The organism is Streptomyces sp. NPDC006516, from assembly GCF_040611875.1.
Taxonomy (GTDB): Bacteria; Actinomycetota; Actinomycetes; order Streptomycetales; family Streptomycetaceae; genus Streptomyces.
In genome coordinates, this window is sequence record NZ_JBEXPD010000002.1 from 295,172 (window position 1) to 315,544 (window position 20,373).

At 70.4% G+C, this 20,373-nt stretch carries 19 protein-coding genes; 16 read left to right on the plus strand and 3 right to left on the minus strand.

What is annotated here, in order from left to right:
* Nucleotides 1-14 precede the first annotated feature (14 nt).
* Together mqnC and ABZY45_RS07460 are read left to right on the plus strand one after the other, a co-directional pair.
* Entirely contained in the window at nt 15-1,214 is a 1,200-nt protein-coding gene (gene mqnC / locus ABZY45_RS07455; protein ID WP_356737143.1) for a cyclic dehypoxanthinyl futalosine synthase, read from the plus strand.
* 7 nt (nt 1,215-1,221) lie between these two features.
* On the plus strand, nt 1,222-1,866 hold the full coding sequence (locus ABZY45_RS07460) for a hypothetical protein (protein ID WP_356737145.1): 645 nt from the start codon (nt 1,222-1,224) through the stop codon (nt 1,864-1,866).
* A gap of 129 nt (nt 1,867-1,995) precedes the next feature.
* Here ABZY45_RS07460 and ABZY45_RS07465 read toward each other — a convergent pair whose 3' ends face one another.
* Nucleotides 1,996-2,949, minus strand: coding sequence for a DUF3152 domain-containing protein (locus ABZY45_RS07465; protein WP_356737147.1), 954 nt, complete (start codon nt 2,947-2,949; stop codon nt 1,996-1,998).
* Nucleotides 2,950-3,375: 426 nt separating this feature from the next.
* On the opposite strand from ABZY45_RS07465, the gene ABZY45_RS07470 reads away from it, so the two are divergent.
* On the plus strand, nt 3,376-4,068 hold the full coding sequence (locus tag ABZY45_RS07470) for a demethylmenaquinone methyltransferase (protein WP_356737149.1): 693 nt from the start codon (nt 3,376-3,378) through the stop codon (nt 4,066-4,068).
* A 139-nt stretch (nt 4,069-4,207) separates the two neighbouring features.
* Here the strand turns inward: ABZY45_RS07470 and ABZY45_RS07475 are convergent, their stop codons facing one another.
* Nucleotides 4,208-4,726 (minus strand): GNAT family N-acetyltransferase, encoded by a 519-nt coding sequence (locus tag ABZY45_RS07475; RefSeq protein WP_356738714.1) that lies wholly within the window; start codon nt 4,724-4,726, stop codon nt 4,208-4,210.
* Nucleotides 4,727-4,823: 97 nt separating this feature from the next.
* Here ABZY45_RS07475 and ABZY45_RS07480 point away from each other — a divergent pair, with 97 nt between their 5' ends.
* Both ABZY45_RS07480 and mptB read left to right on the plus strand, forming a co-directional pair.
* Nucleotides 4,824-6,107 (plus strand): geranylgeranyl reductase family protein, encoded by a 1,284-nt coding sequence (locus tag ABZY45_RS07480; protein WP_145804196.1) that lies wholly within the window; start codon nt 4,824-4,826, stop codon nt 6,105-6,107.
* Nucleotides 6,108-6,222: 115 nt separating this feature from the next.
* Entirely contained in the window at nt 6,223-7,731 is a 1,509-nt protein-coding gene (gene mptB / locus ABZY45_RS07485) for a polyprenol phosphomannose-dependent alpha 1,6 mannosyltransferase MptB (RefSeq protein ID WP_356737151.1), read from the plus strand.
* 111 nt (nt 7,732-7,842) lie between these two features.
* On the opposite strand, the gene ABZY45_RS07490 is transcribed toward mptB, so the two are convergent.
* Nucleotides 7,843-8,658, minus strand: coding sequence for a C40 family peptidase (locus ABZY45_RS07490; protein WP_356737153.1), 816 nt, complete (start codon nt 8,656-8,658; stop codon nt 7,843-7,845).
* Between the two features lie 870 nt (nt 8,659-9,528).
* On the opposite strand from ABZY45_RS07490, the gene ABZY45_RS07495 reads away from it, so the two are divergent.
* The 11 genes from ABZY45_RS07495 to nuoK are packed head-to-tail and all read left to right on the plus strand — an operon-like array spanning nt 9,529 to nt 20,371.
* The gene (locus ABZY45_RS07495; RefSeq protein ID WP_003992243.1) at nt 9,529-9,888 is read left to right on the plus strand and encodes an NADH-quinone oxidoreductase subunit A; all 360 of its coding nucleotides are present in this window, start codon (nt 9,529-9,531) and stop codon (nt 9,886-9,888) included.
* 17 nt (nt 9,889-9,905) lie between these two features.
* On the plus strand, nt 9,906-10,460 hold the full coding sequence (locus ABZY45_RS07500; RefSeq protein ID WP_145804190.1) for an NADH-quinone oxidoreductase subunit B: 555 nt from the start codon (nt 9,906-9,908) through the stop codon (nt 10,458-10,460).
* Nucleotides 10,457-11,173, plus strand: a complete 717-nt coding sequence (locus tag ABZY45_RS07505; protein ID WP_356737155.1) for an NADH-quinone oxidoreductase subunit C — start codon at nt 10,457-10,459, stop codon at nt 11,171-11,173. The genes ABZY45_RS07500 and ABZY45_RS07505 overlap by 4 nt, the downstream gene beginning before the upstream one ends.
* The gene (locus ABZY45_RS07510) at nt 11,173-12,495 is read left to right on the plus strand and encodes an NADH-quinone oxidoreductase subunit D (protein WP_356737157.1); all 1,323 of its coding nucleotides are present in this window, start codon (nt 11,173-11,175) and stop codon (nt 12,493-12,495) included. Before ABZY45_RS07505 ends, ABZY45_RS07510 begins: the two co-directional genes overlap by 1 nt.
* Nucleotides 12,496-12,524: 29 nt before the next feature.
* Entirely contained in the window at nt 12,525-13,364 is an 840-nt protein-coding gene (gene nuoE / locus ABZY45_RS07515) for an NADH-quinone oxidoreductase subunit NuoE (protein WP_356738717.1), read from the plus strand.
* A complete protein-coding gene (gene nuoF / locus ABZY45_RS07520) occupies nt 13,364-14,737 on the plus strand; it encodes an NADH-quinone oxidoreductase subunit NuoF (RefSeq protein ID WP_356737159.1) in 1,374 nt (457 codons plus the stop codon). The genes nuoE and nuoF overlap by 1 nt, the downstream gene beginning before the upstream one ends.
* Nucleotides 14,734-17,241, plus strand: a complete 2,508-nt coding sequence (locus ABZY45_RS07525; protein ID WP_356737161.1) for an NADH-quinone oxidoreductase subunit G — start codon at nt 14,734-14,736, stop codon at nt 17,239-17,241. Before nuoF ends, ABZY45_RS07525 begins: the two co-directional genes overlap by 4 nt.
* The gene (gene nuoH, locus ABZY45_RS07530; RefSeq protein WP_356737163.1) at nt 17,238-18,656 is read left to right on the plus strand and encodes an NADH-quinone oxidoreductase subunit NuoH; all 1,419 of its coding nucleotides are present in this window, start codon (nt 17,238-17,240) and stop codon (nt 18,654-18,656) included. The genes ABZY45_RS07525 and nuoH overlap by 4 nt, the downstream gene beginning before the upstream one ends.
* Nucleotides 18,649-19,245: an NADH-quinone oxidoreductase subunit NuoI gene (gene nuoI / locus ABZY45_RS07535; protein WP_356737165.1), complete on the plus strand. Its 597-nt coding sequence runs from the start codon at nt 18,649-18,651 to the stop codon at nt 19,243-19,245. The genes nuoH and nuoI overlap by 8 nt, the downstream gene beginning before the upstream one ends.
* A complete protein-coding gene (locus ABZY45_RS07540; RefSeq protein WP_356737167.1) occupies nt 19,242-20,075 on the plus strand; it encodes an NADH-quinone oxidoreductase subunit J in 834 nt (277 codons plus the stop codon). The genes nuoI and ABZY45_RS07540 overlap by 4 nt, the downstream gene beginning before the upstream one ends.
* Complete coding sequence (gene nuoK / locus ABZY45_RS07545) at nt 20,072-20,371, plus strand: NADH-quinone oxidoreductase subunit NuoK (protein WP_033297526.1); 300 nt, start codon at nt 20,072-20,074, stop codon at nt 20,369-20,371. Before ABZY45_RS07540 ends, nuoK begins: the two co-directional genes overlap by 4 nt.
* The last annotated feature ends 2 nt before the right edge of the window (nt 20,372-20,373 follow it).

Here is a 20,373-nt window from a genome sequence, read left to right on the forward strand (position 1 = left end):
AAGGTGACAGCCCGGTGACCGAGAAGGCCGACCTTCAGCCCGTCCTCGACCGCGCCGCCGAAGGTGGGCGGATCACTCCGGAGGAGGCGCTCGACCTCTACAGGTCGGCCCCGCTGCACGCGCTGGGCGCCGCGGCCGACGCCGTGCGCCGCCGCCGCTACGCGGGTACGGAGCACATCGCGACGTACATCATCGAGCGCAACATCAACTACACCAACGTGTGCGTCACCGCCTGCAAGTTCTGCGCGTTCTACGCACCGCCCAAGGACACCGGCAAGGGCTGGTCCCGCGACCTTGACGACATCCTGCGCCGCTGCGCGGAGACCGTCGAGCTGGGCGGCACGCAGATCATGTTCCAGGGCGGCCACCACCCGGACTACGGCGTCGAGTACTACGAGGAGCACTTCTCCGCCATCAAGAAGGCGTTCCCCGAGCTGGTCATCCACTCGCTCGGCGCCTCCGAGATCGAGCACATGGCCCGCATCTCGGGCGTCTCCGCCAAGGAGGCCATCGAGCGGATCCACGCCGCCGGCCTCGACTCCTTCGCCGGCGCCGGTGCCGAACTGCTGCCCGCCCGGCCGCGCACGGCGATCGCCCCGCTCAAGGAGTCCGGCGAGCGCTGGCTGGAGATCATGGAGATCGCGCACGGCCTCGGTGTCGAGTCCACCTCCACCATGCTGATGGGCACCGGCGAGACCAACGCCGAACGCATCGAGCACCTGCGGATGATCCGCGACGTCCAGGACCGCACGGGCGGCTTCCGCGCCTTCATCCCGTACACCTACCAGCCGGAGAACAACAAGCTGAAGGGGCAGACGCAGGCCACCCTCTTCGAGTACCTCCGGATGATCGCCATCGCCCGGCTCTTCCTCGACAACGTGGCGCACATCCAGGGCTCCTGGCTGACCACCGGCAAGGAGGTCGGCCAGCTGTCCCTGCACTACGGCGCGGACGACCTCGGCTCGATCATGCTGGAGGAGAACGTCGTCTCCTCGGCGGGTGCCAAGCACCGCTCCAACCGGCTGGAGATCATCGATCTCATCCGCAAGGCGGGCCGCGTCCCCGCCCAGCGCGCCACGACCTACGAGCACCTGGTCGTCCACGACGACCCGGCGAACGACCCGGTCGACGAGCGTGTCGTCTCGCACATCTCGTCCACGGCGATCGCCGGCGGCACCGCGCACCCGGAGCTGAAGCTCCTCGACGCCAACTGACCGACCCGTGCTCACCGTTCATGCCGCGCCGCTGCTCCTTCCGCTCGGCGCGGCAGCCGTAGCCGGGGGTGCGGTCGCCGTGGACGGCGACCTGATCGTGGCCCTCGGTCCGTACGACCGGGTGGTGGACGCGCACCCCACGGCCCGGGTCCGGCAGTGGCCCGGCGTGATCACCCCGGGGCTGTGCCAGCGGGACGGCGCCGCCCTGCTGACCCGGCTGTACCACCCGGACCCGCGTGAGGCGGACGAACTGGGTGAACATCCCCTGACCGGCGCCGAGTTCGAGCGTCTGGGCGGACGTCTGGACGAGCCCCGGCGGGCCGGCAGCGTGCGCCGCGGCCTTCAGCGCATGCTGAGCCACGGCACCACGCACATCGCGGGCGGTTTCGCCGAACCCGCCGTCCGCACGGCGGTGCGCCGTGCGGGGCTGACGGAGCTCCCGCCGGCCGGGCCCTCCGCGGGCGAACCGAGCCTGGACCCCTTCGCGCGCGGACGCGACCTGCCGGGATCCGCCCATGGCCCCCTCGCCGTCGGCGCCCGTGCCGACCTCGCCGTCTTCGACGTGCCCGACGAGGCGGCGCTGTGCGCGGCGGGCGCCCGCACCTGCGTGGCCACGGTGCTCGGCGGGCGGCTGGTGTACCGGCGGCGGTGAGGAGACCGGGGCGGGCCGTCCGGGGCGTGGGCCGCGAGCGCCGTGGCCGTCCCAAGGGCCCCCGGATTCTCGTGTCCGGCCGTGTTGGCTGCCGGTGTCCGACCGGCCGGGTCCCGCTCCCTCCCGGGATCACCGCACGGACGGCCCCCCGAGGTAGCGGCCGTTCCCGTCGTACGGCCAGGCGTTGGACACACAGCCCTTCAGGCCTTTGATCTGCTGCATCATGGCGGGGGCCGGCCGGCCCGGGCCGGGGCAGGTCTCATGGCCGTGGCCCAGCCAGTGGCCGACCTCGTGGTTGATGATCAGGGCCCGGTACTCGGACGGTGGGCCGTCGAAGGTCGGTGAGCCCAGCTGCCAGCGGGCCAGATTGACCATGACGTTCTCGCCGCCCCGGCAGTTCACCTCGCCCCCGGTGTCCAGGCCGTACTGCCCGCAGAGCCGGTCGGTGGTCCGCGGCGTCCCTATCCGGATCACCAGCCCCGCCGAACCGTCCGCGACCTGGCGGAACTTGCGGCCCCCGCCCTTGCTCCAGCCCCGGGGGTCGGCGAGTATCTCCGCGATGTCCGCGGCGGCTCCGTCCGGGTCCACACCGATGCCGTCCTCCACCTCGACGCGGTAGCGGCTACCGGAACCGCCGGACGAGGCGCCCTCACGCGCCACGGTGAAGGTTCCGGGCCCCGACTGCGGCACCGAGGCGGGATCCGTCGGCTTTCTCTTGCCCGGAGGAGTCCCGGTGGGCGTCGTCGCCTCGGGGCTCGCGGAGGCCGGGCCCGACGCCTCGGGTGATCCCGGCGCGGTCGGCGAGTCCGGGGTGGCGGGCGACGCGGTGGTCTCAGGGGCCGCTCGGCCGGCCGCGACCGCGGCGTCCTCGTCCTGCCAGGGCGCGGCATGGAGGAACGCCACGAGGGCCGCCACCGCCGTCACCGCCGCTCCCACCCCCGCGCGACGGCGCCGCAGCTGTCTTCGGCGGGCGAGCGGACGTCCCCGGTCGTGCGCGCGGGAGCCCCGCGGGCCCTGAGCCGGCGACCCTCCGCGCGTGCGAGAACCGGTCGTGGTCCGTGTGCGACGTGTGTCCTGGTGCATGGTGGGGTGGGTATCCGTGGTCTCGTAGTGGTCGGTCGGGGCGGGATGGTTCACCCGCCCCGCATTCCGGTCTGTTTCCGAGCACCGGGTCCTCGTCGGCGTACCTCACGACGCCCAGCAGTCCGCTCTTCCGTACGCCTTCCAGGAGTTGCCGGGGGGTCACCGGCGCGGAAACCCCTTTCTCCTCGTCCGATGAGACGTTGATCATGACCATGCTGTTCCCGTATCCGAAGAAGATCGACGTGGCCGTCGTGTCGGGGGAGTTGACGGCAGCGACCCGCAGATGGGCCACGCGTGACGGACATCCGCCCTCCCCTCTCACGTCTCCAGTGGTCTCACCCCTCTATGAGTGCTGCCGGCACCGAAAGGTTGAAGCCGTTCCACGCCGCTGCGAACGGCCGGGGAGGGGGCTGCTTGAATGGGAGGGTGACCCGAGCATCCCTGGACAAGCAGCCGCACGAAGTCGCCTCGATGTTCGACGACGTGGCGGCGAACTACGACCTCACCAACGACGTGCTGTCGCTCGGACAGGCACGGCTCTGGCGCAGGGAAGTCGCCCGGGCCGTCGACGCCCGTCCGGCCCAGAAGATCCTCGACCTGGCGGCGGGCACGGCCACCTCCTCGCAGCCCTTCGCGCGGGCGGGCGCCTACGTGGTGCCCTGCGACTTCTCGCTCGGGATGCTCCGGGTCGGCAAGGAGCGCCACCCGTGGATGCCCTTCACCGCGGGGGACGGCACCCGGCTGCCGTTCAAGGACGAGACCTTCGACGCGGTCACGATCTCCTTCGGCCTGCGCAACATCCAGGACACCGGCGCCGCGCTGAGCGAGCTGTACCGAGTCACCCGGCGTGGCGGCAAGGTCGTGATCTGCGAGTTCTCGCAGCCGACCTGGGCGCCGTTCCGGACCGTCTACACCGAGTACCTGATGCGCGCGCTGCCGCCGGTGGCCCGGGCGGTGTCCTCCAACCCGGACGCGTACGTCTACCTCGCCGAGTCGATCCGCGCCTGGCCCGACCAGGCCGGCCTCGCCACACTGCTCCAGAAGGCCGGCTGGTCCGACGTCGCCTGGCGCAACCTCACCGGCGGCGTGGTGGCGCTGCACCGGGGCGTCCGCGCCTGAGCCCGCCGCGTAGTGCCTGAGCCCTCCGGGAAGGCCTGAGCCCTCCGGGAGGGCCCTGAACGCGTGGGCGGACCAAAACAGGGGCCGGGACCGGGCTCAGTGCTCCGGTCCGGCCCGGTCCTCCCGGAGCGCTCGGGTCTCAGAGCTCCAGCCGGTAGCAGTACGCCTGCTGCCGGGACACCGGTGTCGTGTACGTCTCGGCCCGCCGCATGCCGAGACGCTCGGCCACCGCGACCGAGCGCGCGTTGCGCACATTGATCATCGCCACTACCTCCCGCACCCCGAGGGCCCTCGTCCGGTCCAGCGTGGCGCGGGCCGCGGCGGTCGCGTAGCCGTGCCCCCAGGCGGCCCGGCCCAGCCGCCAGCCGATCTCTATCTCGCCCACCGGCCCGAAGGACTCATGGGGCCATGGCTGGGCGCCGGTGAAGCCGAGCACCTCACCGGCGTCGTCGAGCACCGTCCACAGGCAGTGGCCGAGCTCCGCGTCGTGGCGGCGCTGGCGGGCGGTCAGCTCCTCGTACACGGAGTACTCCGCCGAACGCCCGCCGTGGAACTCCATCACCTCGGGATCGTCGAAGACCCGGTACCAGGCGAGGGCGTCCTCGTCGGTGGGGACACGCAGATGTACGGACGGGGTCGATTCAGGCGCGTGCGGCATCGGGGAGCCCTTCGGGAGGTTGATCAGCAGGCACCCATAGACTGCACGCGACATGTGCCGCGCGGCACGCGAATTCGAGTCTTCGGGAGATCCGACCGTGACCGAGCCCCTCTCCGAACACAGCGCGGACGTGATCGTCGTCGGAGCGGGCCCAGCCGGCTCCACGACCGCGTACTACCTCGCCAAGGCCGGACTCGACGTCCTCCTCCTGGAGAAGACGGCCTTCCCGAGGGAGAAGGTCTGCGGCGACGGTCTCACCCCGCGTGCCACCAAGCAGCTCGTCTCGATGGGGATCGACATCTCCGAGGAGGCCGGCTGGCTGCGCAACAAGGGCCTGCGCATCATCGGCGGCGGAGTCCGCCTCCAGCTGGACTGGCCGGACCTCGCCTCCTACCCGGACTACGGACTGGTCCGCAAGCGCGACGACTTCGACGAGCAGCTCGCCCGCCAGGCGCAGAAGGCCGGCGCGCGGCTGCACGAGCGCTGCAACGTCGGCGAGCCGATCAAGGACGAGCGCACCGGCCGCATCACCGGCGTCCACGCCAAGCTCGGCGAGGAGAAGACCCCGGTCACCTTCCACGCCCCGCTCGTCGTCGCCGCCGACGGCAACTCCACCCGGCTCTCCCTCAACATGGGCCTGCACCGCCGCGAGGACCGCCCGATGGGCGTCGCGGTCCGCACGTACTTCACCTCGCCCCGGCACGACGACGACTACCTGGAGTCCTGGCTGGAGCTGTGGGACCGCCGAGGCGCCGAGGACCGGCTGCTGCCGGGCTACGGCTGGATCTTCGGCATGGGCGACGGCACGTCCAACGTCGGCCTCGGCATCCTCAACTCCTCGTCGGCCTTCCGGGAGCTGGACTGGCGCGAGGTCCTCAAGGCCTGGTGCGCCTCCATGCCGGAGGACTGGGGCTACACCCCCGAGAACATGACGATGCCGATCCGCGGGGCCGCGCTGCCCATGGCGTTCAACCGCCAGCCGCACTACACCAAGGGCCTGCTGCTCGTCGGTGACGCGGGCGGCCTGGTCAACCCGTTCAACGGCGAAGGCATCGCGTACGCCATGGAGTCGGGCCAGATCGCCGCGGACGTCATCGTCCAGGCGCACGCCCGCGCGACCCCGGCGCAGCGGGAACTGGCGCTCCAGCACTACCCGAAGATCCTCAAGGACACCTACGGCGGTTACTACACGCTGGGCCGCGCCTTCGTGAAGATGATCGGCAACCCGAAGGTCATGAAGATCGCCACGCAGCGGGGTCTGACCCACCCCCTGCTGATGAAGTTCACGCTGAAGATGCTCGCCAACCTCACCGACCCGACGGGCGGCGACGCGATGGACCGCATCATCAACGGTCTCTCGAAGGTCGCGCCGAAGGCCTGACCGGCCGAGGGCCGCCGCCTCACGGACGTACACCCTTCCGTGCGGCGGCGGCCCCTCGGCGCAGCCCCACATGAACCGGAGGGCCGCCCGCACCCCTGCGATAGGTTTGCGGACCATGCGGGCAAGCGGGGCGGGGAACGGCGGGACGTATCGCGCGCTGGGCGCGGCAGGGGCGACGGCGGCCGTCGCGGGCGGCTGGGCCGTCGGCACCTTGCCGGCCCACGACCCCTGGGGCCTGTGGGTGCCGCACGGCACCGCGGTCACGGCCGTCGGCCACGCGCTGGCGTACGGCGGGCTGACCGTGCTTGTCGTCGCCTGGTGGCTGTACGGCAGGACGGGAGCCGGGGTACGGGAGAGTCTGGTCACCCTGGGGTGGTGGGCAGCGCCGTTCGTGGTGGCGCCGCCGCTCTACAGCGCCGACGTCTACAGCTACATAGCCCAGGGCGCGATGGTCCTGGAAGGCCATGACGTCTACGAGGTGGGGCCGTCGGTCCTGGACCCCGCCGGGCAGGGCGGGGACGCCGCCGCGAGCGTGGGCGGCCACTGGACCGACACCCCCGCGCCGTACGGCCCGTTCTTCCTCGTCCTCGCGCGGGGCGTGGTCGAGGCGACCGGCGGCACCATCGTGCCCGCGGTCCTCGCGATGCGGCTCATCGCCCTGGCGGCGCTCGCACTCATCGCCTGGGCGCTGCCGCACCTCGCCCGGGAGCACGGGCGCAGCCCGGCCGCCGCGCTCTGGCTGGGCGCGCTGAACCCGCTGTTGCTGATGCACGTGGCGGGCGGCCTTCACAACGACGGGCTGATGATCGGTCTGATGCTCGTGGGCGTCGTGCTCGCGCTGCGGGGGAGATGGATCAGCGGATCGGTGCTCGTCGGGCTCGCCATGATGGTCAAGTCCCCGGCGGCGGTGGCGCTGCTGTTCATCGCGGTCCTGGTGGGCCGGGCCGCCACCGGCGGGCCCGTACGCCGGGTGGCGAAGGGGCTGTCGGGACCCGGCGCGGTGGCAGGGACGGTCGTGGTGCTGATGACGCTGCTCAGCGGCACCGGCTTCGGCTGGTTGGCCACGCAGGGCGTCGCGGGCCGCATCCACACCGCGCTCTCGGTGAGCAGCGATCTGGGCCTCGGGATCGGTGAACTCGTGCGGCTGCTCGCCGGGACCGACCCGGACCCGGTCAAGACCGCCGTACAGAATCTGGGCCTCGCGGCGGGGGTCGCCCTGATCCTGCTGCTGGCGTGGCGGGCCGCCGCCGGACGCCTGGAAGCGGTGCACGGGCTGGGCCTCGGGCTGGTGGCCCTGGTGGCGCTCTCCCCGATGGTGCAGCCGTGGTACCTGCTCTGGGGGACGGCCGTACTCGCCGCGACGGCGGCCGGCGGCAAGCTCAGGGACGTGCTCGTCGTGCTCTCGGCGGCCTTGGTCTACGAGACGCAGCCTTCGGGCTCCACCCCGCCGTACGGCTTCGTGCTGGCGGCCCTCGCGTGCGTGGCGGGCGTCCTGCTGCTGCGCCGGGAGAGCGCCGCGCGGCCCGGAGGGCGCGTACCGGCGCAGCGCCGGCCGGCCGACGACGTCGTGGAGCCGGACACCGTCACGGCACAGCGGAAGGCCGTCACCCCGAGCGGGGAGTGACGGATCACGGCACACCGAAGGGCCGTCACTCCGAGCGGGGAGTGACGGCCCTTCGGGCGTGCCGTTCGTGCGGCCGGGCGGTGAACCGCCCCGCCGCACGCGGCTTGTGAATCAGAGAACGCGGACCGCGCCCGACGGCGGGTCGTAGTCCAGGGACTTCTGCACGACGCCGGTGCTGGAGTTCTGCGCGCCGACGAACTGGCCGCCGCCCACGTAGATACCGACGTGGTACGCGCTGCCGGCACCGCCCCAGTACAGGATGTCGCCGGGCTGCAGGTTGTCGAGCGAGACCTGGGTGCCCGCCGTCGACTGGCTCTGCGAGACGCGCGGCAGGTCGATGCCCACCGAGCCGAAGGCCGCCTGGACCAGGCCCGAGCAGTCCCACGAGTTCGGGCCGGTGCCGCCGGAGACGTACGCGTCGCCGATCTGGGCCTGCGCGAACGCGATGACGGACGCCGCGGACCCGGTGGCGCTCGACGACGAGGAGGACGAGGAGGACGAGGAGCTGGCAGGCGCGCTGAGCGTGGTGCGCTCGGCGGTGCGCGAGGCGCGCTCGGCGGCCTCCGCCTTGGCCTTGGCGGCCGCCTCAGCCTTCTCCTTGGCCTCGGCCTTGCGGACGGCCTCGGCCTTGGCCTTCTTGGCCGTCTTGGCGGCGGTGGCCGCCGCGGCGTCCTCGTGGGCCTGCGTCTCGAGGTCGAGAGCGACCGCCTGGGTCGCCTGGGCCGACGCCGCGACGGAGGTGGAGAGGCCGGCCGTGATGGTGGGCATCTCGATGGTCTGGGTCACCGGCTCGGCCTGGGCCGGTCCGGCGGCACCCGCGACCGCGATGGTGCTGAGGACGCCACCGGCAACTCCTGCCCGCAGCGCCGTCTTCGAGGCGCTCTGGCGGGGCTTCCGGTGGCTGGGTATGTGAGCGGTGTGGGACATGAGTACTAGCGCTATCAGGGCTGTAGGGGTCCCATCAAGAAACGTGTGTTGCGACACAGTTACGTTCGGAATCTGTGAATCCGCTTATTGCGGGCCCTTATTGACGCCCTAACGGGCAAAACGGACAGCGGCAATCAGCGCTGTGATCACGGCGTTCCTGTAATACGCCCGAATTGCCCGTCGCTTACCATCCGTTCACACAGATGGCCAAGCCCGCTTCTCTTGGGCTGGGCGTGGAGTGATGCAGGTCACAGTATGACGATGCCGTGGGAGGCAACCGCGCGGGTGCGCGCCGCGTACCCACCCCTCGCGGGAGGTGGCGCGGTGGGGTGCGACCTATTGGCGAGTCATGTCCGTTTCCATGCCCGTGCGTCGGCACCCTCGGGGGCTCCCCTGCCGGGGCGGCGCCGACGGCTGCGGGGTGCGCCCCGGCCGCGCGCCCGGAAGTTCGTGAATGCGTGCGCATTGTCCACATCGGTACCGGAAGCCCCTCGTCCGGGTGGACGCGATCTGGGGCCGATCCCTATATCACCTTGCGCGCGTCCATCTCCAATTTGCATGTAGAGGCCGCCGATTGATAGTGCCGTACGCCTTTGACCAGCGGTAACGGCGCGAGATGTCACGTCTCGTAACCGCTCGGCCGCTTCGTGTACGAAGATCACCGCTCATCCGACTTCATGATCGTTCGTCAGGTGGTGGAGATCACAAAGACGTTGGCGTACCCCGTGTCGCAGATCACAGGACGGCAGGCATAGGATGCGGGGCAGTCGGGCTTGTGAACTGCCTCACATGTGCACGATCTTGATGAGGTGGCGAGCCGGTCGCCCGATGCGGTCCAACGGTCAAGGACGACTGGAAGGAGCGAGGAGCGTGAATGCCTACGCGCCCATCCTCGTGCTCGGCGCCCTCGGGGCAGGGTTTGCGATCTTCTCCGTGGTCATGGCCACGCTTATCGGCCCGAAGCGGTACAACCGAGCAAAGCTCGAAGCGTACGAGTGCGGCATCGAACCCACCCCCACTCCAGCCGGAGGCGGCCGTTTTCCCATCAAGTACTACCTGACGGCGATGCTGTTCATCGTCTTCGACATCGAGATCGTCTTCCTCTATCCCTGGGCGGTCACCTTCGACGCCCTGGGGATCTTCGGGCTCGTGGAGATGCTGCTCTTCGTGCTCACCGTCTTCGTCGCCTACGCGTATGTGTGGCGCCGCGGCGGCCTGGAATGGGACTGAGGGGCTGAGGGGCACACATGGGACTCGAAGAGAAGCTGCCGAGCGGCTTTGTGCTGACCACTGTCGAGCAGGCCGCCGGCTGGGTGCGGAAGTCCTCCGTCTTCCCCGCCACCTTCGGCCTCGCCTGCTGCGCCATCGAGATGATGACGACCGGCGCCGGGCGGTACGACCTGGCCCGGTTCGGGATGGAGGTCTTCCGCGGATCGCCGCGGCAGGCGGATCTGATGATCGTCGCGGGACGGGTCAGTCAGAAGATGGCGCCCGTCCTCCGGCAGGTCTACGACCAGATGCCGAGCCCCAAGTGGGTGATCTCCATGGGGGTTTGCGCATCATCGGGTGGAATGTTCAACAATTACGCCATTGTTCAGGGTGTTGATCATATTGTCCCGGTCGACATCTACTTGCCGGGATGCCCGCCGCGCCCCGAGATGCTGATCGACGCCATCCTCAAGCTCCACCAGAAGATCCAGGGCACCAAGCTCGGGGTCAACGCGGAGGAGGCCGCCCGCGAGGCGGAGGAGGCGGCCCTCAAGGCACTTCCCCTGATCGAGATGAAGGGGCTGCTGCGATGAGCGACGAACAGAACACCAACAGCGGCCAGGTGCCGACCCCGCGGGACGACTCCGGCGAGGTCATCGGCGTACGCAAGGGCATGTTCGGCGCCAACAACGGCGGCGACACCTCCGGCTACGGCGGACTCGTCCGCACGGTGAGCCTGCCGGGAGCCACCTCCCGGCCGTACGGCGGCTGGTTCGACGAAGTGGCCGACGAGCTGGAGGGGGCCCTGGAGGAACAGGACCTGCTTCCCGGCAACGCCATCGAGAAGACGGTCGTCGACCGGGGTGAGATCACCTTCTTCGTCGCCCGCGAGCACCTGGTCCAGGTCGCCCGCACCCTGCGCGACGACCCCGCCCTGCGCTTCGAGCTCTGTACGGGCGTCAGCGGCGTCCACTACCCGGGGGACAAGGGCCGCGAGCTGCACGCGGTGTACCACCTGCGCTCGCTCACCCACGGGCGGCTGATCCGCCTGGAGGTCTCCACCCCGGACAGCGACCCGCACATCCCGTCCCTGGTCGGTGTCTATCCCACCAACGACTGGCACGAGCGCGAGACCTACGACTTCTTCGGGCTGATCTTCGACGGGCATCCCGCCCTCACCCGGATCATGATGCCGGACGACTGGCAGGGCTTCCCGCAGCGCAAGGACTACCCGCTCGGTGGCATCGCCGTCGAGTACAAGGGCGCCCAGATCCCGGCTCCGGACCAGCGGAGGTCGTACAGCTGATGACTACTCCCCGTGCAACGCCCCGCGCCACGACCGAGGGGACTGTATATACAGTCACCGGCGGCGACTGGGACGAGGTCGTCGAATCCGCCGCCAAGTCGGACGACGAGCGCATCATCGTCAACATGGGTCCCCAGCACCCGTCCACGCACGGCGTGCTGCGGCTGATCCTGGAGATCGACGGCGAGACCGTCACCGAGGCCCGCTGCGGCATCGGCTACCTCCACACCGGCATCGAGAAGAACCTCGAATTCCGGAACTGGACGCAAGGCACCACCTTCGTCACCCGCATGGACTACCTCACCCCGTTCTTCAACGAGGCAGCGTACTGCCTCGGGGTCGAGAAGCTCCTCGGCATCGAGGACCAGATCCCGGACCGGGCCACCGTCCTGCGTGTGCTCCTGATGGAGCTCAACCGGATCTCCTCCCACCTGGTGTGCATCGCCACCGGCGGCATGGAGCTCGGCGCCACGACGATCATGATCTACGGCTTCCGCGATCGTGAACTCGTTCTCGATCTCTTCGAGCTGATCACCGGGCTCCGCATGAACCACGCGTTCATCCGGCCCGGGGGCCTCGCCCAGGACCTGCCCATGGGGGCGGTCGACCGGCTCCGCGACTTCGTGAAGACCATGAAGAAGAACCTGCCGGAGTACGACAAGCTCGCCACCGGCAACCCCATCTTCAAGGCACGCATGCAGGACGTCGGTTACCTCGACCTGACCGGCTGCATGGCGCTCGGCGCCACCGGCCCGGTGCTCAGGTCCGCGGGGCTCCCGCACGACCTGCGCAAGAGCGATCCGTACTGCGGCTACGAGAACTACGAGTTCGACGTGCCCACCGCGGACACCTGCGACGCGTACGGCCGCTTCCTCATCCGGCTCGAGGAGATGCGCCAGTCGCTCAGGATCGTCGAGCAGTGCCTCGACCGGCTGGAGCCGGGCCCGGTCATGGTCGCCGACAAGAAGATCGCCTGGCCCGCGCAGCTCGCGCTGGGCCCCGACGGTCTCGGCAACTCCCTCGACCACATCAAGAAGATCATGGGCACCTCCATGGAGGCCCTGATCCACCACTTCAAGCTGGTGACCGAGGGCTTCCGGGTCCCCACCGGGCAGGCGTACACCGCTCTGGAGTCGCCCAAGGGCGAACTGGGCGTGCACGTCGTCTCGGACGGCGGCACCCGGCCCTTCCGGGTGCACTTCCGCGACCCGTCCTTCACCAACCTCCAGGCCATGGCGGCGATGTGCGAGGGCGGCCAGGTCGCCGACGTCATCGTCGCCGTCGCGTCCATCGACCCCGTGATGGGAGGCGTCGACCGGTGACCGCAGCCAACCGAGAAGTCAGCCTGGGGATGCCGCAGCTCCCTGCCCCCGCCTACCCGGCCGAGGTGCTCGCCCGGCTCGAAGCGGACGCGAAGGAGGTGATCGCCCGCTACCCCGGCAGCCGCTCCGCGCTGCTGCCGCTGCTGCACCTGGTGCAGTCCGAGGAGGGATACGTCTCCCGCACGGGCATCGCCTTCTGCGCGGACCAGCTCGGCCTCACCACCGCCGAGGTCACCGCGGTCGCCACCTTCTACACGATGTACCGGCGCCGGCCGAGCGGTGACTACCAGGTCGGGGTCTGCACCAACACCCTGTGCGCGGTCATGGGCGGCGACGCCATCTTCGACCGGCTCAAGGAGCACCTGGGCGTCGGCAACGACGAGACCACCGAGGACGGCAAGGTCACCCTCGAACACATCGAGTGCAACGCGGCCTGCGACTTCGCGCCCGTCGTGATGGTGAACTGGGAGTTCTTCGACAACCAGACACCGGAGAGCGCGACGCGGCTCGTCGACGACCTGATCGCCGGCCGGACGGTGGAGCCCACCCGGGGCGCGCCCCTGTGCACGTACAAGGAGACGGCCCGGATCCTGGCCGGCTTCCCCGACGAGCGCCCCGGCGCCGTCGAGGCGAGCGGCGGAGCGGGGGCCGCCTCTCTGGTCGGGCTGAAACTCGCCAGGGGCGAGGCCTCGCCGCACGCGCGCGTGGTCGGCCCGAGGGGCGAGCGGCCCCGGGACACGGCGCCCGAGGGCGCGGCCCCGCACGAGCCGTCGCCCACCGAGCACCTCAGCTCGCACGACGCACCGCAGCAGACATCGGCCTCCGACCCGGAGCACCCGGCCGGACCCGCAGCCGAGGAGGGGGAGTGATGACGTTGGCAGCCGAGATCGACAAGAACGGGACGAGCCCGGAGAAGCTCCTGGCCCCGGTCCTCTCCTCCTTCTGGGACGAGCCCGAGTCCTGGACGCTGGACACCTACCGCCGTCACGAGGGGTACGAGGGCCTGCGCAAGGCGCTCGCCATGTCGCCGGACGACCTCATCGCGTACGTCAAGGACTCCGGTCTGCGCGGACGCGGCGGCGCGGGCTTCCCCACGGGGATGAAGTGGCAGTTCATCCCGCAGGGCGACGGCAAGCCGCACTACCTCGTCGTCAACGCCGACGAGTCGGAGCCGGGCACCTGCAAGGACATCCCGCTCCTCTTCGCGAACCCGCACAGCCTCATCGAGGGCATCGTGATCGCCTGTTACGCGATCCGCTCCTCGCACGCCTTCATCTATCTGCGCGGCGAGGTCGTCCCCGTACTGCGGCGGCTGCACGAGGCCGTGCGGGAGGCCTACGAGGCGGGCTACCTGGGGAAGGACATCCTGGGTTCGGGGCTCAACCTGGAACTCACGGTGCACGCGGGCGCGGGCGCCTACATCTGCGGTGAGGAAACCGCGCTGCTCGACTCGCTCGAAGGACGGCGCGGCCAGCCCCGGCTGCGTCCGCCCTTCCCCGCGGTCGCCGGTCTGTACGCCTGCCCCACCGTGGTGAACAACGTCGAGTCCATCGCCTCGGTTCCCGCGATCCTGAACAAGGGCAAGGACTGGTTCAAGTCGATGGGGAGCGAGAAGTCCCCGGGCTTCACGCTGTACTCGCTCAGCGGGCACGTCACCAGCCCCGGCCAGTACGAGGCCCCGCTCGGCATCACCCTGCGCCAGCTGCTCGACATGAGCGGCGGCATCCGGGAGGGCCACCGCCTGAAGTTCTGGACCCCCGGCGGCTCCTCCACCCCGATGTTCACCGACGAACACCTCGACGTCCCCCTGGACTACGAGGGCGTCGGCGCCGCCGGATCCATGCTCGGCACCAAGGCCCTGCAGTGCTTCGACGAGACCACCTGCGTGGTGCGCGCGGTCACCCGCTGGACCGAGTTCTACGCCCACGAGTCCTGCGGCAAGTGCACGCCCTGCCGTGAGGGCACGTACTGGCTCGTCCAGCTGCTCCGCGACATCGAGGCGGGCAAGGGGGAGATGGCCGACCTCGACAAGCTCAACGACATCGCCGACAACATCAACGGCAAGTCGTTCTGCGCCCTCGGCGACGGCGCCGCCTCGCCGATCTTCTCCTCGCTGAAGTACTTCCGCGAGGAGTACGAGCAGCACATCACCGGCAAGGGCTGTCCCTTCGATCCCGCCAGGTCGACCGTCTGGGCCGACGAAAAAGACGACAAGACCGCTCACCGGGGGGTGAACGCATGACAGTCACCACGAGTGCGCCCTCCGGGGGCGGCGAGGCGGCCGTTCCGCCCGAGGACCTCGTCACGCTCACGATCGACGGCATCGAGATCAGCGTGCCCAAGGGCACCCTCGTCATCCGTGCCGCCGAACTCCTCGGCATCGAGATCCCGCGTTTCTGCGACCACCCGCTCCTCGACCCGGCCGGCGCCTGCCGTCAGTGCATCGTCGAGGTCGAGGGCCAGCGCAAGCCGATGGCGTCCTGCACCATCACGTGCACCGACGGCATGGTCGTGAAGTCGCAGATCACCTCGCCCGTCGCGGAGAAGGCCCAGAAGGGGGTGATGGAGCTCCTGCTCATCAACCACCCGCTGGACTGCCCGGTCTGCGACAAGGGCGGCGAGTGTCCCCTGCAGAACCAGGCGATGTCGCACGGCGGCGCCGAATCCCGCTTCGACGGGCAGAAGCGCACCTTCGAGAAGCCCGTCCCCATCTCCACCCAGGTGCTGCTGGACCGTGAGCGGTGCGTGCTCTGCGCGCGGTGCACCCGCTTCTCCAACCAGGTGGCCGGCGACCCGATGATCGAACTGATCGAGCGCGGCGCCCTCCAGCAGGTCGGCACCGGCGAGGGCGACCCCTTCGAGTCGTACTTCTCGGGCAACACCATCCAGATCTGTCCCGTCGGGGCGCTCACCTCGGCGGCGTACCGCTTCCGCTCCCGGCCCTTCGACCTGGTGTCGTCGCCCTCGGTGTGCGAGCACTGCGCCGGCGGCTGCGCCACCCGTACCGACCACCGGCGCGGCAAGGTCATGCGGCGGCTCGCCGCCAACGACCCCGAGGTCAACGAGGAGTGGCTCTGCGACAAGGGCCGCTTCGGCTTCCGCTACGCCCAGCAGCGCGACCGGCTCACCACCCCGCTCGTGCGCAACGCGGACGGCGTGCTGGAACCGGCGAGCTGGCCCGAGGCGCTGGAAGCGGCGGCTGCCGGTCTCTCGGCGGCCCGGGGCAGGACCGGCGTGCTCACCGGTGGCCGGCTGACCGTCGAGGACGCCTACGCGTACAGCAAGTTCGCGCGGGTCGCCCTCGACACCAACGACATCGACTTCCGTGCCCGTGTCCACAGCGGGGAGGAGGCCGACTTCCTGGCCGCCCGCGTGGCCGGGCGGGGACGCGACCTGGACGGCAGCGGGGTCACGTACACCTCGCTGGAGAAGGCACCGGCGGTCCTGCTGGCCGGCTTCGAGTCCGAGGAGGAGGCGCCCGGCGTCTTCCTGCGGCTCCGCAAGGCCCACCGCAAGCACGGTCAGCGGACGTTCGCCCTCGCCTCGCACGCCAGCAGGGGCCTGAAGAAGGCGGGCGGCACGCTGCTCCCCGCCGCACCCGGCACCGAGACCGAATGGCTGGACGCGCTCGCGGGCGGGGTCGGCCTGGACGGCGAAGGGGCCGTCGCGGCCGAGGCGCTGCGCGGCGAAGGTGCCGTGATCGTCGTGGGCGAGCGGCTCGCCGCCGTGCGCGGTGCGCTCACCGCCGCGCTGCGCACCGCCGCCGCGACCGGAGCCGCACTGGTGTGGATCCCGCGCCGGGCCGGCGAACGGGGCGCGCTGGAGGCGGGCGCGCTCCCGTCGGTGCTGCCCGGTGGCCGTCCCGCCACCGACCCGCGGGCCAGGCAGGAGGTGGCCTCCGTCTGGGGCGTCGCCGAACTCCCCTCGCGCTTCGGCCGCGACACCGGCCAGATCGTGGAGGCCGCGGCCACCGGCGAGCTGGGCGCGCTGCTGGTCGCGGGGGTCGACCCCGAGGACCTGCCCGACCCGGCCCGGGCGATCCAGGCCCTGGACGAGGTCGGATTCCTCGTCTCGCTGGAACTGCGGCCCGGGGCCGTCACCGAACGCGCCGACGTGGTCCTCCCCGTCGCCGCGGTCCCGGAGAAGCCCGGCACCTTCCTCAACTGGGAGGGCAGGGCGCGGATGTTCGAAGCCGCACTGAAGCCCGAGCAGCTGCCGAGGACGCTCTGCCCGACCGACGCGCGGGTGCTGCACATGCTGGCCGACGCGCTCGGCGTGTCCCTCGCCCTGCCCGACCTGCGGGCCGCGCGCCGCGAACTCGACCGCCTCGGCGGCCGGGAGGGCGGCCACGCCGAGGACCCGCGGGCGACGTCCCGGCCCGTTCCCCGGCCCGGCGACGGCGAGGCGGTCCTCGCGGGCCACCGGATGCTGCTCGACCGGGGCCGGCTCCAGGAGGGCGACGAGGCACTGGCCGGGACGCGGCACGCGGCCGTCGCCCGGCTCTCCCCTGCCACCGCCGCGGAGTCCGGGGTGAAGGACGGCGACCTGCTCGCCGTCACCGGCCCCGCGGGCTCCACCGAACTGCCGCTCGTCGTCACGGACATGCCGGACCGGGTGGTGTGGGTGCCGCTCAACTCCGTCGGACGGGGCGTCCCCGCCGACACCGGCGTCCAGCCGGGCGGACTGGTCCGGATCGGCCCCGCGGCCCCGGGTTCCCACGTCGTGACATCGGAGGTAGGAGAGTGACCGGCCTCGCCCAACTCGCCGCGGCACCGCAGAGCGCCGTCCTCGCGGCCGAGGACCTCTCGATGTTCGGCACCGACCCCTGGTGGCTCGTGGTCGTCAAGGCGGTGTTCTGCTTCGCGTTCCTGATGGTGACCGTGCTCTTCTCCATCGTGTGGGAGCGCAAGGTCGTCGCCTGGATGCAGCTGCGCATCGGGCCCAACCGGCACGGGCCCTGGGGCATGCTCCAGTCGCTCGCCGACGGCGTCAAGCTGATGCTGAAGGAAGACGTCGTCGTCAAGCGGGCCGACAAGGTCGTCTACATCCTGGCCCCGATCGTCGCCGCCGCACCGGCGTTCATGGCGATCGCGGTGATCCCGTTCGGCCCGGCCGACAACCAGGTGTCGATCTTCGGCCACCCGACGTCGATGCAGCTGACCGACCTGCCGATCGCGATGCTGTACATCCTCGCGGTCGCCTCGGTCGGCATCTACGGCATCGTGCTGGCCGGCTGGTCCTCAGGGTCGACGTACCCGCTCCTCGGCGGTCTGCGCTCGTGCGCCCAGATGATCAGCTACGAGATCGCGATGGGTGCCGCCTTCGCCTCGGTCTTCCTCTACTCGGGGTCGATGTCGACGTCGGAGATCGTCGCCGCGCAGGAGGACCGCTGGTTCGTCCTCCTGCTGCCGGTCTCCTTCATCATCTACATCGTCACGATGGTCGGCGAGACCAACCGAGCCCCCTTCGACATGCCGGAGTCCGAGGGCGACCTGGTCGGCGGCTTCAACACCGAGTACTCGTCCATCAAGTTCGCGATGTTCATGCTCGCCGAGTACGTCAACATGGTCACCGTCTCCGCGGTCTCCGTGACCCTCTTCCTCGGCGGCTGGCGGGCCCCGTACCCGATCAGCACCTTCTGGGAGGGCGCGAACCAGGGCTGGTGGCCCATGCTCTGGTTCGTCATCAAGGTGCAGCTGCTCCTCTTCTTCTTCATCTGGCTGCGAGGCACACTGCCCCGCGTCCGTTACGACCAGCTGATGAAGCTCGGCTGGAAGGTCCTGATCCCGGTCTCCGTGGTCTGGCTGATGCTGGTCGCCACCGTGCGCGCGCTGAACAACGAGGGCTACGACTTCTCGCAGATCCTGCTGTACGTCGCCGGAGCGGTCATCGCCGTGCTGCTGCTCTCCTTCGTCGCCGAGATCCTCAGAGACCGCAAGACCAAGGCCGCCGAGGAGGCGGCCGGACCCGAGCCGGCGTTCGACCCGATGGCGGGCGGATACCCCGTGCCGCCGCTGCCCGGCCAGACCCTGCCGCCGGTGCCGCGCCGCAGGCCGCGACGCGAGCGGGAGCTCGTTGTCAGTGGTGGGCCGGATACTCAGAGTGACGACCCGGCGATCGCCGGAAGTTCGAGTGACGGAAGGGAGGCCGACGGTGTCTGAGTCCTCAGAGCCCTCAGGGGAGAAGTTCCAGAATCCTGTGGCCGGCTTCGGCGTGACCTTCAAGGCCATGTTCAAGAAGCGGCTGACCGAGCAGTACCCGGAGACGCAGAAGGTGACGGCGCCGCGCTTCCACGGGCGGCACCAGCTCAACCGTCACCCGGACGGGCTGGAGAAGTGCGTCGGCTGCGAGCTGTGCGCCTGGGCGTGTCCCGCGGACGCGATCTACGTCGAAGGCGCGGACAACACCGACGAGGAGCGCTACTCCCCGGGGGAGCGCTACGGCCGGGTCTACCAGATCAACTACGCGCGCTGCATCCTGTGCGGGCTCTGCATCGAGGCGTGCCCCACCCGGGCACTGACGATGACCAATCAGTTCGAGCTCGCCAACACCACGCGCGAGAGCCTCATCTACACCAAGGACGAGCTGCTCGCGGGGCTGGAGGAAGGCATGGTCGACAGCCCGCACGCGATCTTCCCGGGCATGGACGAACAGGACTACTACCGGGGCCTGGTGACGCAGGCCGCGCCCGGCACGGAACGCCAGACCGCCGTGTCCAAGGGTGAAGCGGACAAGGAGGTGGACGCATGACCTCCGTCCTGGCCGCCGCCACCGCCACGTCGACCGGCGAGGCCGTGCAGTTCTGGCTGCTCGGTTCCGTCGCCGTCATCGGCGCGCTCTCCACCGTCCTGATGAAGAAGGCGGTGCACAGCGCGCTGTCACTCGCCGGCACCATGATCGTGCTGGCGGTCTTCTACCTCGCCAACGGCGCGTACTTCCTTGGCATCGTGCAGATCGTCGTCTACACCGGCGCGATCATGATGCTGTTCCTCTTCGTGGTCATGCTCGTCGGTGTCACCGCGGCGGACTCCCTGAAGGAGACCCTCAAGGGGCAGCGCTGGCTGGCCGCCGCCTGCGGCCTCGGCTTCGGCGTCCTGCTGATCGCCGGGATCGGGCAGGCGTCGCTGCAGACGTTCAACGGTCTCGGCGCGGCGAACGCCCGGCACGGCGGCAACGTCGAGGGCCTGGCCAACCTCATCTTCACCAAGTACGTCTTCGCGTTCGAGATCACCGGCGCCCTGCTGATCACGGCCACCGTCGGCGCGATGCTGCTCACGCACCGCGAGCGCACCGAACGCGCCAAGACCCAGCAGGAGCTGTCCCGGGAGCGGGTGCGCAGCAGTCACGTACCTCCGCTGCCGGCCCCCGGTGTCTATGCCCGGCACAACGCCGTGGACATCGCCGGACTGCTCCCGGACGGCACGCCGTCCGAGCTCACCGTCATGCAGACGCTGCGCCGACGCGGCCAGATCCGCGACGTGTCCAGCGAGTCGCTCGCCCAACTCAAGGCGCTGGAACAGCGGTCCGGGGAGCGGCTCGGCCGTGACACGGCGGAGGAAGAGGAGGAGGTCGCCAAGTGAATCCGGTCAACTACCTCTACCTCGCGGCCCTTTTGTTCACGATCGGCGCCTCCGGCGTGCTGATCAGGCGGAACGCGATCGTGGTGTTCATGTGCATCGAGCTGATGCTCAACGCCTGCAACCTCGCGCTCGTCGCGTTCTCCCGGATGCACGGCAATCTCGACGGCCAGATCATCGCCTTCTTCACGATGGTCGTCGCCGCCGCGGAAGTCGTCATCGGGCTCGCGATCATCGTGTCGCTGTTCCGCTCCCGCCACTCGGCCTCGGTCGACGACGCCAGCCTGATGAAGCTGTAAGG

Bases quoted from the DNA above. Each gene is read 5' to 3' on its own strand.
- mptB (WP_356737151.1), top strand. From the start codon at position 6,223: ATGCGGGCAAGCGGGGCGGGGAACGGCGGGACGTATCGCGCGCTGGGC.
- ABZY45_RS07510 (WP_356737157.1), top strand. From the start codon at position 11,173: ATGACTACTCCCCGTGCAACGCCCCGCGCCACGACCGAGGGGACTGTA.
- ABZY45_RS07505 (WP_356737155.1), top strand. From the start codon at position 10,457: ATGAGCGACGAACAGAACACCAACAGCGGCCAGGTGCCGACCCCGCGG.
- ABZY45_RS07465 (WP_356737147.1), bottom strand. From the start codon at position 2,949: ATGCACCAGGACACACGTCGCACACGGACCACGACCGGTTCTCGCACG.
- ABZY45_RS07525 (WP_356737161.1), top strand. From the start codon at position 14,734: ATGACAGTCACCACGAGTGCGCCCTCCGGGGGCGGCGAGGCGGCCGTT.
- ABZY45_RS07540 (WP_356737167.1), top strand. From the start codon at position 19,242: ATGACCTCCGTCCTGGCCGCCGCCACCGCCACGTCGACCGGCGAGGCC.
- nuoF (WP_356737159.1), top strand. From the start codon at position 13,364: ATGACGTTGGCAGCCGAGATCGACAAGAACGGGACGAGCCCGGAGAAG.
- ABZY45_RS07500 (WP_145804190.1), top strand. From the start codon at position 9,906: ATGGGACTCGAAGAGAAGCTGCCGAGCGGCTTTGTGCTGACCACTGTC.
- nuoE (WP_356738717.1), top strand. From the start codon at position 12,525: ATGCCGCAGCTCCCTGCCCCCGCCTACCCGGCCGAGGTGCTCGCCCGG.
- ABZY45_RS07475 (WP_356738714.1), bottom strand. From the start codon at position 4,726: ATGCCGCACGCGCCTGAATCGACCCCGTCCGTACATCTGCGTGTCCCC.
- ABZY45_RS07490 (WP_356737153.1), bottom strand. From the start codon at position 8,658: ATGTCCCACACCGCTCACATACCCAGCCACCGGAAGCCCCGCCAGAGC.